Genomic DNA, 12,993 nt, shown 5'->3' on the forward strand with positions numbered 1-12,993 from the left:
TACATACCAGAACAGTGTTGGTGGCGGTGGCGCAAGTGGTACAGCTACCGTCGCATTTAAGGACGCAGTGCTGGAGCTGAAGGTCACCCCGACGATTACTGCCGACAGTCGCGTTTACCTCAGCATCAATGTGAACAAGGACTCGCTCGATCACTACATCACTGTGCCAGGTAGCGGTCAGGTGCCTGTTATCGACACGCGTTCGCTCAATACCGCAGTTCTGGTGGATAACGGTCAAACGGTGGTCCTGGGTGGCATCTACGAAGTCAGTAAGACCGACACGCTGTCCAAGGTTCCGGGCCTCGGCGACATCCCCGGTCTGGGCGTCCTCTTCCGTAGCACCCAGCACATCAACGACAAGGATGAGCTGCTGATCTTCGTAACACCGCGTATTCTGAGCGACAGCCTGCAATAAGCACGGTAAATGGCGACGTAATAAGAAGGGGCGGCCGCTGTGCCGCCCTTTTTTACGTTTGGGAAAGGTCAGCCCTGCCAAACTTTCAGCCGCCGCCGTGGTCTGAAACGGGACCACGCAGTACAGGATTTTTGGATGGATATGCCCCAAGTCTCCATGCCCGGGCGTTTACAGCTCGCCTTTGCTCGCCTCCGCGATGATCTGCAGCGCCACATCATTGGTCAGCCGCGACTCATCGATTGCCTGCTGATCGCGTTGCTGGCGGACGGTCACTTGCTGGTCGAGGGTGCGCCCGGGCTAGCCAAGACCACTGCTGTGAAAGCGTTGGCCAGCCGCATCGAAGCCGATTTTCATCGCGTGCAATTCACCCCGGATCTGTTGCCGGCCGATTTGACTGGCACGGATATTTTTCGTCCCCAATCCGGTAGCTTCGAGTTCGAACGCGGGCCGCTGTTCCACAATATCGTGCTGGCCGATGAGATCAATCGCGCGCCGGCGAAGGTGCAGTCGGCCCTGCTTGAAGCTATGGCCGAGCGGCAAATCACGGTGGGGCGAAGCACGTGGCATTTGCCCGAACTCTTCATGGTGATGGCGACACAGAATCCCATCGAGCAAGAAGGCACGTTTGCATTGCCCGAAGCTCAGCTCGACCGATTCGTCATGCACGTCACGATCGGTTATCCCGATGCAGCATCGGAACTGGCCATTCTGCGACTGGCGCGAGAGCAAGCCAGCAAGCCTATCCAGCCGGCATCGTCCGTTACACCCATCGTCACGCAGGATGACGTCTTCGCCGCACGCGAAGCTGCGTTGGCCGTCCATATGGCGCCGGCGCTCGAGCAGTACATCACGCAGTTGGTACTGGCCACGCGTGACGCCGGGCGCTACGGGCCGGAATTAAAACGTTGGATTGCCTGGGGAGCAAGCCCCCGCGCCACCATTGCGCTGGATCGTTGCGCACGCGCGCACGCATGGTTGAACGGCCGCGATTTCGTGTTACCTGAAAATGTTCACGCCATCGTCTACGAAGTACTAAGGCACCGAGTGTTACTCAGCTATGAAGCCGAAGCCGAAGGCATTCGCAGCGAAAAGGTCATCCATCGACTACTGGATCTCGTACCTCTGCCGTGAACGCGCTCGTCTCTTCTCAGGTGGCTGGTGATGGCCGTGTCCACGTGTCGCTGTCCGAATTGATCGCGCTGCGCAGTCGTGTCGCGCGATTGCGTTTGCCGCCGCGTGACAGCCGTGCCACGCATGTCGGTGCGCAGTCCAGCCGATTGTATGGGCGCGGCATGGACTACGCCGAATCGCGTGCGTATCAACCAGGCGATGACGTTCGCCGTCTCGATTGGCGATTGACCGCACGCAGTGGCCGGTTGCACACCAAGCTTTTTCAAGAGGAACGCGAAGGTCAACTGCTCATTCTGATGGATCAGCACGCGAGCATGCGCTTTGGAACGCGCGTGCGTTTCAAGTCCGTGCAAGCCGCACGCGCAGCGGCGCTGGCCGCGTGGTATGCAGTGCGAGCAGGCGAGCGCGTGGGGTTGATGATGTTCGGCGGCAACGCGCATTTACAGCGTCCTCGTGGAGGAACTCGCGGCGCGCTGGACGTATGCGGCGCTCTTGTGCGATGCGATGCCAGTCCAACGGATCATGAGGAGTCGCTTTCACAAGCGTTTCAGCGCGCCATCAGGCTCCAGCAGAATGCCAATCGTGTATTGCTGATCAGCGACGGACAAAGCGCTGACGATGCCGCGCGCGATCGTATGCTTGAGCTGATGCGTCACACCGCATTGCGTGTTCTGATCGTCGCCGATGCGCTCGAGTTGGAAGCCGTGCCGGCAGGCCATTATCCGATTGAGCATCATGGTCAACGACACAACCTGGCACTTGAAACGAAGATGCAGCGCGACGCATTTCAAAAAAGTCTAGGTGCAGGGCAAGCCAAATTGAAAGCGATGGCCCAATCGCTGGGTGTACCGTGTCGCGTCATGGATACGACAGCGGACCCACTTGATTCGACGGCGGCATTGTTGCTTGAAGCAGGCGTTCGGCGATGAACGCACAGTTCCCCCAACCGCAAGGCGATTTGGCGCTGCGCGATGTGCACGTGCCGCCTTCGCCTCCGTGGTGGCCGCCGGCCCCAGGTTGGTGGGTGTTGCTGAGCGTCGTCTGCTTGGCTCTTGTCGTCTTTTTTTTGTTGCATCGACGCTGGCGTCTTGCGCGCGTACGACGTCAGCGGATACTTGCTGAACTGCAGACGCTGGCGAGCCGCCACGACGACGATGTCGCCTACGCGTCATCGCTCCATCAGTTGCTGCGCCGTGCCGCACGCAGCTATGCATTGGATGCTCATCAACGACAGGGCGACGGGTGGCGAGAGGTTCTCGCGCGCGTACCGGTCGATACCGCAACGCTCGACAAGCTAATGACGCTCGACGCACGCATGTATCAACCGCGTGCGAATTTCGATCGGGCAGGCGTGCACGCTGCCGCGTATCGCTGGCTGGAAACGGCGCTGCGACACGAGAAGGCCGTTGCCAGGAGTGCGGAACATGCCTGAGTTCGCATGGCCATGGGTCTTCGCGTTTCTGCCATTGCCGTGGCTGATCTGGTTCGTGGCAAGGCCTGCATTGCCAGGCCAAGCATTGCGACTGCCACACGCTACGCTCTCATGGCATGTTGGCCAACGCATCTCGCGGGGCAGTGCGACGTTCTGGTTGCTCGGGCTGGGCTGGTTGTGTCTCCTGGTCGCTGCAGCGAGACCACAAACTTTGGGGCCACCTCAGGCACAACAACATAGTGGGCGCGCCATCATGCTTGCCGTCGATCTTTCCGGCAGCATGCAAACACCCGACATGGTGCTAGCCGGTCGGCAGCTAAGTCGTTTTGGAGCCGTCGAAGCCATCGCCAGCGACTTTATTTCACGCCGAAGCGGCGACGAGATGGGCCTCATTGTGTTTGGTACACATGCTTATCTCGTTACTCCACTTACCTACGACCTGAGCGCGGTGAGCGCTCAATTACAAAGTGCCGCGGTAGGCTTGCCGGGCACAGAAACGGCGATTGGCGACGCTATCGGTGTTGCGGTAAGACGATTGGCAGAGTTGCCTCAGCAATCGCGAGTGCTTGTGCTACTCACAGATGGCGTCAACAACTCGGGCAGCATTTCGCCTCAGGATGCAGCGCGCGCTGCGAAAGCAGCAGGTGTCCGAATTTACACAATCGGTATCGGCGCAACGCGCATGATGGTGCCAGGGTTGTTTGGCGACAGTGAGGTTAATCCCTCGGAAGATCTGGACGCCGACATGCTCACTTATATAGCGCATGAAACGGGCGGTCAGTTCTATCGTGCCACCGACGGCAATCAACTGGCTGACGCCTATCGTGCCATCGATGCGTTGGAACCCATGCCACAGCAAGGTCCAACGTTGCGTCTGCATCATGAATTGTTTCGCGCGCCACTTACTGCAGCGACGCTTTGCTTGCTGCTTGGCATGCTCTGGCCGCGCCTGCGGGTGCCCCCGCTATGATGGAGGCACTTCGCCAGTTTCATTTCCTGCAGCCCGTGTGGCTGTTCGGCCTGTTGGCTTTACCGCTATGTCTGTGGCTAGGAATGCGGCGCGATGCTTCGCAACGCGAACTCAGCAAGCTGGTGGATGAGGAGCTGTTGCCTTATCTGGTATCGGGCAAGGATCTGCGTGCGCGCACGCCGGCGTGGCTCTTCTCGCTCGGCTGGCTGTTGTGCGTTCTGGCACTGGCTGGGCCGACCTGGAGTCGAATCGCCGAGCCGATGTACACCGATCGCGCAGCACAGGTGGTGGCTATCTCGCTGTCACAACATATGCAGGCGACGGACGTATCACCCAGCCGCATGCAACGTGCGCGTTACAAGGCGCGCGATCTGCTGGCCGCCAATCGCGACGGGTTGAATGCATTGATCGGCTATGCCGGTCAGAGTTTTGTCGTGGCGCCGCTGACAAGCGACGCGCACAGTCTGGATGATCTGTTGAATGCCATGGGGCCGGACACCATGCCTGTCGAAGGCGACAACGCTGCGCAGGCGATCCAGCAAGGTGTGGAGCTGATCCATCACGCTAAACTGGATAACGGCTCCATCGTGCTGATAACGGATGATGTCGACAAGGCTGCGCAAGTCGCTGCGCGCGAAGCATTGTTGTCCGGCGTGCATGTTTCGGTGCTGGGCATTGGAACGCCACAAGGTGCTCCGGTACCTCAAGGCGATACGGGATTTGTGCATGACGAACAGGGCAATATGGTCGTCGCTCGCCGCGACGATCATGAATTGGACAGCCTCGCGCAGGCGGGCGGTGGTCGCTACGCCGTAATGAGCGAGGACAGCAGCGACATCACGGCGTTGCACACGGAACTGCAGCCTTCACAACATGCAACGCTCGCCGATGGGCAGCACGGGGACGTCTGGGAAGATCAAGGGCCGTGGCTACTCTTGCCATTGCTGCTTATCGCCGCCATGGCCTTCCGGCGCGGCTGGGTGATGTTGCTGCCGTTGGTATTACTTCCGTTGTGGCCAATTCAGGCCCACGCATCAGGATGGCGGGATTGGTGGCAGCGTCCCGATCAACAAGCGGCGACTGCCTTGCAACAAGGAAAGGCAGCTAAAGCGCAGCAACTCGCGCAGGACCCGGCGTGGCGCGGCGTTGCCGCATATCGTGCGAATGACTACACGGCAGCGGTGCATGCGCTGGAACAGGCAAACGGTCCCGACGCTGCCTATAACCTCGGCAATGCGCTCGCCAAATTGGGCCGCTATCCGGAGGCTATCAAGGCCTACGATCGCGCTCTGCACCTGAATCCTGCCAACGACGATGCGCGGGTCAACCGCAACGCGGTCGAAGAGGCGATGCGCAAACAGCAACAGCAGGATTCATCGTCGCAGCAGCAACAGAAATCCGGGAACGGTCAGAACAATCAAAGTCAGCAGAATGGTCAGTCCGGGCAATCGTCCGGACAAAACCAAAGCGATCAAAATCAGTCGCAGCAAGCTGGCCAGTCTTCGCAACAACAAAATAGCGCGCAGCAAAACGACCAGAATCAGGCGAGGCAAGATCAAAGCGGCCAGCAGCAGAATGGCCAGCAGCAGAACAATGGGGCACAAGATGCCCAGACACGCAAGCCACAGCAAGATGACAAATCGCAACAGGACATGCGCGATAACGCATCTTCGGATTCATCCAAGAATCCAGCACCCCCTTCAAGCAGCGAACAAGCGCAAACCGAGAAAGCACAACAGGCATTGCAGCAACAGATGAATCAGGCGTTGGCTGAAGCACGTAAGCCGGGCGATAAGAAACTGCCGAGTCATGAGCTTGGCGCGGTGGATAGCGATGACCCGTTATCAAAGTTACCCGATGATGTTCGTCGCAATCTGGAGCGCGTGCCGGATGATCCGGGTGCATTGCTGCGGCGAAAGTTTGAATTGGAGTATCGGGAACGCATCGGGGTTCAGCCAGTCGATGGAGACGTTCAATGATGTACCGCTGGCTGTGGTTGATCTGCCTTTTGTTGCCGCTGAACGCGATGGCTAACGGTGCGCACGCCACACTCGATCGCAATGAAGTGCATCTTGGCGAGACGGTGACGCTCAATGTGCGCATCGACAACACCATGGACGCCAGAACGCCCGATCTCAGCGCGCTGAACAATGATTTCGAAATACTGGGCGCATCCACCAATAGTGTGTTGAACGACGTCAATGGTCAGCAAACGGCGCAAGTCATCATCGGTATTGCGTTGCGACCCAAGCATGTGGGTGATTTACAGATACCTTCGCTGACGATGGGAAGCAATCAAACGCAACCACTCACTCTGCATGTTGATCCGCCCGACAATTCTGTGGCGGCCGCTGATACTCACAAGGATATCTTTGTCGATGTCACGGCTGATCCAAATCGCGTTTTCGTGGGGCAACAACTGCTCCTTCGCGTTCGGCTTTTCTTTGCCGTAAACATCAACGGTGGAACGCTACCGGATCCTCAAGCTGGCGGCGCGGATTTGCGGCGGCTTGGCGGTGATACGGACTATGAGTCCGTGCGAAATGGGAAACGCTATCACGTGGTGGAACGACGCTACGCTTTGATTCCGCAGCATGCGGGAACCCTGACAATTCCGTCGTTCGAATTTCAAGGCGAGGCGGTTGAACCTAGCGACATCAATGATCCGGCTCTTTTGGGGCAGGGTGGTCTGTTCGGCAATAGCACGCCGGTTGAAGCGGATTCGATGCCGGTCACCATCGATGTGCAGCCAACGCCTGCCAATTGGGGCAAGACAACATGGTTGCCCGCGCGCGCGCTGACGCTGGATCTTCAGGGTCTTCCGAGCGACGGCAAGATCACCGTTGGACAGCCGCTCAACCTGCACATGACGGTGGAGGCGACGGGTCTTCCGGCCAACGCACTGCCCGAGCCGAGTTTGCCGAAGATCGACGGCGTAACGGTTTATCCCGATCAACCCACCAATACGACGCAAGATGACGGACAGTGGTTAACAGGTCGTCGCGAACGCGGTTTCGCGATCTTCCCTCAGCACGCCGGCACCATCACCATTCCCGCCACCACCCTGACTTGGTTTGACGTGCAAAGCGGGCAACAGCAAGTTGCGACGATTCCAGCGCGTACCTTGACTGTCGTTGCAGCGGCTACTGCGTCGCCCGCTGCGTCCTCTTCAGCAGCGCAAGTCGCGGCGACCGCAACACCGGCGGTCGCAAGCAATGTGTCTGCGACGTCGAATGCATCAACACGTTCTGCTGCACTTTCTATCTGGCAATGGGTCGCCATCATCAGTGTGGGACTTTGGTTGCTGAGCATCGCAGTGTTTTTATGGTGGCGTCGATCCAAGCCTAGGCCCGCTTCGTCAGACATTCACAGCGCGACGGATTCTGCACGACGGTTACGTCACGCGTTTATGGAAGCGGCGCGTGGCCGTGACAGCACACTGCAAGCACACAGCTTGCTCGCCTGGGCACGTGCGGAACGTCCCGGCTTGCAGAACCTTGGTCAGCTGTCTGCAGAGCTGGTCCTTGACACCCAACGCGAAGCGATCGAACGTTTGCAGCGCGCGCAGTACGCACATCATGCGACAAGCGGTGCGAATGATCTCGCTACCGTCTTCGCTAACGGTTTCGTATGGCGTGTTGAAAAAGCATCCACGGACGATTCGCCGCTGCCGCCCTTGTATCCGTTTAAACTTGATTGAGTGCGCGCTGCCAGATCGCCGTCATGCGATCGTCGAAACAGCACAACTGCACCTCGAGCGTCGGATGAGGGCTCAAAACGTCGCGAAGCGTAGCGATGGCTACCTTCGCAGCCTGATCCGGCGGATAGCCATAGACGCCGCAGCTGATGGCCGGAAAGCCGATGTTATTTAGATCGTGCTCAATAGCCAACGCGATACACGCGCGATAGCAGCTCGCCAGATCGACTGCTTCACCGTGATGGCCTCCATGCCATATCGGTCCTACGGTGTGGATGACATAACGCGCGGGAAGCGAAAAGCCCGGTGTTATACGTGCCTCTCCCGTAGGGCAGCGAACGCCGGGGTTGACCTCCGGAATGGCCCGGCAGGCAGCCAACAATGCCGGGCCGGCGGCCCGGTGGATGGCGCCATCCACCCCGCCACCGCCCAGCAGGCCAGGATTGGCGGCATTCACGATGGCGTCAAGGGCCAGTCGCGTAAGGTCGGCAGTGACGAGAGTAATGGGCATAAGTTCAGGTGGTTTCGGCTTATGCTTAAGCAGTCATGTGACACCCAGAGTGCTGCACATCATGCCAAAACCGGAAGATATTTCCTTCGGCTACCTGCTCAACGACGTTACGTTGTTGTTCCGCAAGCATTTCGACCGGCGTGCCGTGAAGTTCGGGTTGACGCGCGCGCAGTGGCGCGCGACGAAGATGCTCTATCGTCGCGAGGGTCTCAGGCAGACTGAGCTGGCCGAGTTCCTCGAGATGGAGCCCATCGCTGTAGGCCGGGTGATCGATCGCCTGCAGGCCGCCGGATTCGTCGAACGTCGCCCCGATCCCAAGGATCGTCGTGCATGGCGTTTGTATACGACTGCTCAGGCCAGCGGCGTGGTCGATGACATGGAACGCATCGCTTATGAGCTGCGCCGCGAATGCACCGTCGGTGTCACCTACGAAGAACTGTCGCAGGCGATGGACGTGATGACACGTCTGAAGGAGAACCTGCAGGCGCTCGATACCACCGAAGCGCCGCCTCCTGCGGAAGGAGAAGAAGGTAAATAACGTTGATCGTCATGCATGAAAAAAGGCGGCCTAAGGCCGCCTTTTTGTTCGCGCGAACACGCTCGATTATTCGCCTGCACCATCGCCTGCAAAAGCGCCGGGTGCCGAACCAAAATCACCATCGGCCTGTGCTGCCATGTACGTAAACACGGCATAGACGGCGACGTTCTGCGCCAGTTCCTGCGGATTGATCTTGTCCAGTGTGTCGTTCGCCGTGTGGTGCCAGTCGAAGTAGTTCGTGGCGTCCTGGTCGAGCGACAGTGCGGCCATGCCTTTCAGATGCATCTGCGATAGATCGGAACCGCCACCACCCGGGTGTTTGGGATCGTAAACCACGCCAATCGGCGCGAGCACCTTGGCGATCTGATCGATGGCGCCACGTGCCTGCGGTTTCACGCTCGCCCTCATCTGATACACGGGGGCCGCGCCAAGATCCGACTCGGTTCCGAGCTGGAATTTGCTTACTTCGGCAGCGTGTTTGTCTGCATACGCGCGACCACCCCACAGGCCCATTTCCTCGTTGGCAAAGGCGACGACGCGAACAGTGCGATCCGGACGCTGCCCAAGATCGTGGATGACTTTCGCAGCGCCCAGTGCAATCGCAACGCCGGCGCCGTCGTCGATCGCGCCGGTACCCGGATCCCACGAATCCAGATGACCGCCGATCACCACCACCTGGTCCGGATACTTACGCCCGGTGAGTTCACCGATCACGTTGTAGCCGGTGTATTGACCGACGATGCCGCAATCCAGATCGAGCTTGATGCTGACCGGCTTGCCGTACGCGAGCACGCGCTCCAGCTGGTCGGCGTCGGGGTTGGACAGGGCCGCGGCGGGGATCGCCTTGTCGGGGTGCGCAAAGTCGCTGAAGTCCGTCACGCCGGTATGCGGTGTGCGGCTGTTGGCGTCGGTGCCGGCGGAACGCAGCAGAAAGGCGGCAGCGCCTTTGGATGCGGCAACCAGCGGTCCTTCTTCGCGAATACCGGCGCCGATGCCGTAGTCATGGCCATCTTTCGTACGGTGCATGCGATAGCCGATGTAGACGATCTTGCCCTTGATGCTGGCGGGATCGGCGGCTTTCAGCGCGTCCAAACTGGGAAATTGAACAACTTGTGCCGTCAGGCCGCCCTTAGGCGTACCCGAGGAATAACCCAGCGCAATCAGGTCCAGCGGTTGCGGAAAGGGCGCCACGATGGCGGCGTGCTCGCTGCGGCGAACCCACAGCGGGTAGCTCACCGGCTCGGTATAAACCTTGTCGAAGCCCAGCGCCTTGAACTTGGCAATCGCCCATGCGCGTGCGCGTGGATCGTTGACACCACCTGCCATGCGCGCCCCCACCTCGGTGGTCAGCGAGGTGACCACGTCGTAAGCGGTGCTGTCGTGCATGGCCTTGTCGCGCAGCTGTTCGGCAGTCTGCACGGCGGATGCGGGAATGGTGGTAGGCGCATCCGCTGCGCAGCTAAGGCCGGTGACCAGCATCAGGCTGGCGGCAAGAAAAGAAAGGGTGGGGCGTTGCATCGGGACTCCTCGTAGCGAACCCCGATTATGGGGCTCGTACGAGGTAGTGCTTAGGCCGGAAGTCATGCTCGCCCCTTAGGCGAGCGGTTTATTGCCGACTTTTGAGCAGATCGCGAATCTCGGTGAGCAGCACCACGTCCGCCGGCGTGGCCGCTGCGGCCTTGGTGTAGAAGCGGTTCACGAGCTTCACCAGGATGAAGATGGCAAAGGCGACGATAAGAAACGCGATGATCGTGTTGATGAAACTGCCGTAAGCAATGGCCACTTCCGGAATCTTGTGCGCCGGGTTGCTGGCATCGGCCGGACGGATGACCCACTTCATCGCGGAAAAATCGATGCCGCCGGTAGCCCAACCGATGGGCGGCATGATGATGTCGCTAACCAATGAGGTGACAATCTTGCCGAACGCAGCGCCGATGACGATACCGACCGCCATGTCGACCACATTTCCGCGCATGGCAAATTCTTTGAATTCCTGCAGCATGCTCATTGTCATCTCTCCCAGGGGTAGTGAGCCGGACGGCAGGCCGACTTTAACGCAGCCGCGATCAGGCAAACAGGGTTTCAGACGGTGAGCCGGCTATTCAGATAATGCGGCCGTCCAGGGTCGCGATGCCCTTGAGCTGCGCATGGAAACGATCGCCGCGTTGCAATGCGGCCACGCCTGCGGGCGTTCCCGTGAAAATCAGATCGCCGGGCTTGAGTTCAAACAACTTCGATAGTGCAGCGATGATGTCGACAACGCTATGCACCATCTCGCCGAGATGGCCCTGCTGACGCAACGATTCGTTTATGTGCAAGGTGATTTCGGTGTCTGCTGCGGGTGTCGCTTCCGTTGCCAGCCGCAATGCGGACACCGGCGCGGAATGATCGAATGCCTTGGCGACATCCCACGGATGACTCTTCGCTTTGGCGATGGCCTGCAAATCTCGGCGCGTCAAATCCAGGCCCACGCCATAGCCAAAGATGGCGTCGGCGGCCTGGATCGCGTCCAGATCGTGGCCACCTGATTTCAGCGCTACCACCATCTCCACTTCATGATGCAGATCCGACGTGGCTTGCGGGTACGGCACGTCAGCACCATCGGTCACGACAGCATCGGCGGGCTTGCAGAAAAACATAGGTGTGGACGTGTCGACCGTCGCACCCATTTCACGCGCGTGTTCGGCGTAATTGCGGCCGATGCAAAACACACGGCGCACAGGGAAACGTTCCTGGCGACCATAAATGGGAAGGCTTGGGATGGCGGGCGTTTCGATGATGTATGTCATGGTGCAAGATTAGCAGTTATCGAGTGGACGACCCAGGCGGCAGCGCCGTGTCACGACGCAGCATGAGGACGGAAAAGGATATCGAATAACACTGTCCATGTTTTGCCATTGTCGCGCGAACCAAGGCATGTTTCGCGCACGCCATCTTTTACGGGGAACCATGTCACGCGCTGCAGTTGCACACCTTGCGCATCAGTAATGTGACCACTCAAGACAATGCTGTTGCCTTCGCGCGTACCCTCCGCCACCACAAGTTCGCCTTGGTTGCTCACCCAACTCTGATGCCACACGTTGCGGCTGGCATCGTAAATGGTGAAGCTCTCGCCGCTGTAACCGTCTGTGCGGGCATACACCTCGTGCAATGCGCAGCCGCCGAGAATGGACGTGACATGATTACGCGCAACAGAAGGGGTTGCGGGCTTTTCGTCCTTGATACGAAACGTATCCCAATCGCCCAGCCAGAAATCGAACTGCCTGAATTGGGGTGCCTTGCAGTAGTTACTTGTCATGGCAGGTGTTGCCCGCGCCGACTTTGGCACAATGACCAATAGGGAGCTGGTCATCAGAACGCAGGCAATGAGCGGTAATTTCGGCATCACTGGCTCCAGGGAACTGTCAGCACGGCGTTGGCGATGATACGTGACAGGCACAGCCGCATGCCGTGCCATTGTGGCTATGTATCTCAAAAAGATGTGGGTTCGTGTCGAACTGTGACGTTCTGATACGTCATAGAACATGACAGCTGTCATTGATAAGGGCTGATGAGCGCACGTAGTCCGCCCGGACTCGAACCACTATCGTGCGTTCATTAGGAAATAAAGGGACAACAGGGTGAGCAATAGCGATCTCTTGAAGGAACTACGCATTGAGCGTCATCAGCGTGAAGATCACAGTGGGGGGTCGGGCCGTTGGCCGTGGATCGTTGGCGCGATCGTGCTGGTGTTGCTTGTTGTCGGATTCGGTAGTTGGTGGATGCTTGGTCATCGAGCCATCGCCGTGCACACCGCCACGGCGGTCGCTGCGGCCAACGATCCGAGTGCGGGCGCAGTGTTGCAGGCAACCGGTTATGTCACCGCGCGTCGGCAGGCGACGGTGTCAGCGCAGATCACCGGCACGTTGACCGAGGTGCTGATCGAAGAGGGCGACCGCGTCAAGAAAGATCAGGTGCTGGCGCGACTGGACGACAGCGAATACAAAGCAGCACTCGACACCGCCGTCGCGCAAGCAAAGGCTGCGCATGCGCTGGTGAATCAATTTCAGTCACAGCTAGCACAAAACCTACGCGATGCCGCGCGCGACGATGAACTCGTCAAGCAGGGTTTGGTTTCCAGGCAGGTGACCGAGCAAGCGCGCACGCTGGCCGACAGCACGCGTGCGCAACTCATTTCTCAGCAGAAGCAGGCTGTCGCCGCCGACGCCGAGGTAGTCGAAGCGCAAGTGAACTACGACTACTGCGTGGTGCGTGCACCCTTCGACGGTGTGATTACAACGAAGGACGCGCAGGTGGGCG

13 protein-coding genes and 1 pseudogene are annotated in these 12,993 nt (G+C 59.1%); 9 read left to right on the forward strand and 5 right to left on the reverse strand.

Annotation, left to right across the window (positions count from 1 at the left end; genetic code table 11):
• From VK725_RS05380 to VK725_RS05410, 7 genes and pseudogenes are all read left to right on the forward strand, one after another.
• Nucleotides 1-415 (forward strand): annotated as a pseudogene (locus VK725_RS05380) (type IV pilus secretin PilQ); the annotation flags it as partial.
• Between the two features lie 135 nt (nucleotides 416-550).
• Complete coding sequence (locus VK725_RS05385; protein ID WP_325317029.1) at nucleotides 551-1,546, forward strand: MoxR family ATPase; 996 nt, start codon at nucleotides 551-553, stop codon at nucleotides 1,544-1,546.
• Nucleotides 1,543-2,475, forward strand: coding sequence for a DUF58 domain-containing protein (locus VK725_RS05390; RefSeq protein WP_325317030.1), 933 nt, complete (start codon nucleotides 1,543-1,545; stop codon nucleotides 2,473-2,475). Before VK725_RS05385 ends, VK725_RS05390 begins: the two co-directional genes overlap by 4 nt.
• Entirely contained in the window at nucleotides 2,472-2,978 is a 507-nt protein-coding gene (locus tag VK725_RS05395) for a DUF4381 family protein (RefSeq protein WP_325317031.1), read from the forward strand. The genes VK725_RS05390 and VK725_RS05395 overlap by 4 nt, the downstream gene beginning before the upstream one ends.
• Nucleotides 2,971-3,948 (forward strand): VWA domain-containing protein, encoded by a 978-nt coding sequence (locus tag VK725_RS05400; RefSeq protein ID WP_325317032.1) that lies wholly within the window; start codon nucleotides 2,971-2,973, stop codon nucleotides 3,946-3,948. Before VK725_RS05395 ends, VK725_RS05400 begins: the two co-directional genes overlap by 8 nt.
• On the forward strand, nucleotides 3,945-5,927 hold the full coding sequence (locus VK725_RS05405; RefSeq protein WP_325317033.1) for a VWA domain-containing protein: 1,983 nt from the start codon (nucleotides 3,945-3,947) through the stop codon (nucleotides 5,925-5,927). The genes VK725_RS05400 and VK725_RS05405 overlap by 4 nt, the downstream gene beginning before the upstream one ends.
• Nucleotides 5,924-7,648: a BatD family protein gene (locus tag VK725_RS05410; protein WP_325317034.1), complete on the forward strand. Its 1,725-nt coding sequence runs from the start codon at nucleotides 5,924-5,926 to the stop codon at nucleotides 7,646-7,648. The genes VK725_RS05405 and VK725_RS05410 overlap by 4 nt, the downstream gene beginning before the upstream one ends.
• Here the strand turns inward: VK725_RS05410 and VK725_RS05415 are convergent.
• Entirely contained in the window at nucleotides 7,635-8,156 is a 522-nt protein-coding gene (locus VK725_RS05415; RefSeq protein ID WP_325317035.1) for an O-acetyl-ADP-ribose deacetylase, read from the reverse strand. The genes VK725_RS05410 and VK725_RS05415 overlap by 14 nt on opposite strands.
• Before the next feature lie 61 nt (nucleotides 8,157-8,217).
• On the opposite strand from VK725_RS05415, the gene VK725_RS05420 reads away from it, so the two are divergent.
• Nucleotides 8,218-8,694 carry a MarR family transcriptional regulator gene (locus VK725_RS05420; RefSeq protein ID WP_325317036.1) on the forward strand — a complete coding sequence of 159 codons (477 nt, stop codon included), beginning with the start codon at nucleotides 8,218-8,220 and terminating at the stop codon, nucleotides 8,692-8,694.
• Between the two features lie 66 nt (nucleotides 8,695-8,760).
• Here the strand turns inward: VK725_RS05420 and VK725_RS05425 are convergent, their stop codons facing one another.
• The 4 genes from VK725_RS05425 to VK725_RS05440 form a co-directional block, all read right to left on the reverse strand.
• The gene (locus tag VK725_RS05425) at nucleotides 8,761-10,212 is read right to left on the reverse strand and encodes a M20/M25/M40 family metallo-hydrolase (protein WP_325317037.1); all 1,452 of its coding nucleotides are present in this window, start codon (nucleotides 10,210-10,212) and stop codon (nucleotides 8,761-8,763) included.
• A gap of 88 nt (nucleotides 10,213-10,300) precedes the next feature.
• Nucleotides 10,301-10,702, reverse strand: coding sequence for a large-conductance mechanosensitive channel protein MscL (gene mscL, locus VK725_RS05430; protein WP_325317038.1), 402 nt, complete (start codon nucleotides 10,700-10,702; stop codon nucleotides 10,301-10,303).
• Between the two features lie 94 nt (nucleotides 10,703-10,796).
• On the reverse strand, nucleotides 10,797-11,483 hold the full coding sequence (locus VK725_RS05435; protein ID WP_325317039.1) for a fumarylacetoacetate hydrolase family protein: 687 nt from the start codon (nucleotides 11,481-11,483) through the stop codon (nucleotides 10,797-10,799).
• Between the two features lie 50 nt (nucleotides 11,484-11,533).
• Nucleotides 11,534-11,992, reverse strand: coding sequence for a hypothetical protein (locus tag VK725_RS05440; RefSeq protein ID WP_325317040.1), 459 nt, complete (start codon nucleotides 11,990-11,992; stop codon nucleotides 11,534-11,536).
• Between the two features lie 322 nt (nucleotides 11,993-12,314).
• On the opposite strand from VK725_RS05440, the gene VK725_RS05445 reads away from it, so the two are divergent.
• A partial coding sequence (locus VK725_RS05445; RefSeq protein WP_325317041.1) for an efflux RND transporter periplasmic adaptor subunit occupies nucleotides 12,315-12,993 on the forward strand: 679 nt, incomplete at its 3' end.

Origin of the sequence: Dyella sp. (genome assembly GCF_035486915.1) — a bacterium.
GTDB lineage: Bacteria > Pseudomonadota > Gammaproteobacteria > Xanthomonadales > Rhodanobacteraceae > Dyella_B.

Excerpts from the sequence above, each read along its gene's own strand:
- VK725_RS05395 (WP_325317031.1), top strand. The coding sequence starts at position 2,472 with ATGAACGCACAGTTCCCCCAACCGCAAGGCGATTTGGCGCTGCGCGAT.
- VK725_RS05410 (WP_325317034.1), top strand. The coding sequence starts at position 5,924 with ATGATGTACCGCTGGCTGTGGTTGATCTGCCTTTTGTTGCCGCTGAAC.
- VK725_RS05425 (WP_325317037.1), bottom strand. The coding sequence starts at position 10,212 with ATGCAACGCCCCACCCTTTCTTTTCTTGCCGCCAGCCTGATGCTGGTC.
- mscL (WP_325317038.1), bottom strand. The coding sequence starts at position 10,702 with ATGAGCATGCTGCAGGAATTCAAAGAATTTGCCATGCGCGGAAATGTG.
- VK725_RS05405 (WP_325317033.1), top strand. The coding sequence starts at position 3,945 with ATGATGGAGGCACTTCGCCAGTTTCATTTCCTGCAGCCCGTGTGGCTG.
- VK725_RS05420 (WP_325317036.1), top strand. The coding sequence starts at position 8,218 with ATGCCAAAACCGGAAGATATTTCCTTCGGCTACCTGCTCAACGACGTT.
- VK725_RS05385 (WP_325317029.1), top strand. The coding sequence starts at position 551 with ATGGATATGCCCCAAGTCTCCATGCCCGGGCGTTTACAGCTCGCCTTT.
- VK725_RS05400 (WP_325317032.1), top strand. The coding sequence starts at position 2,971 with ATGCCTGAGTTCGCATGGCCATGGGTCTTCGCGTTTCTGCCATTGCCG.
- VK725_RS05440 (WP_325317040.1), bottom strand. The coding sequence starts at position 11,992 with ATGACAAGTAACTACTGCAAGGCACCCCAATTCAGGCAGTTCGATTTC.
- VK725_RS05415 (WP_325317035.1), bottom strand. The coding sequence starts at position 8,156 with ATGCCCATTACTCTCGTCACTGCCGACCTTACGCGACTGGCCCTTGAC.
- VK725_RS05435 (WP_325317039.1), bottom strand. The coding sequence starts at position 11,483 with ATGACATACATCATCGAAACGCCCGCCATCCCAAGCCTTCCCATTTAT.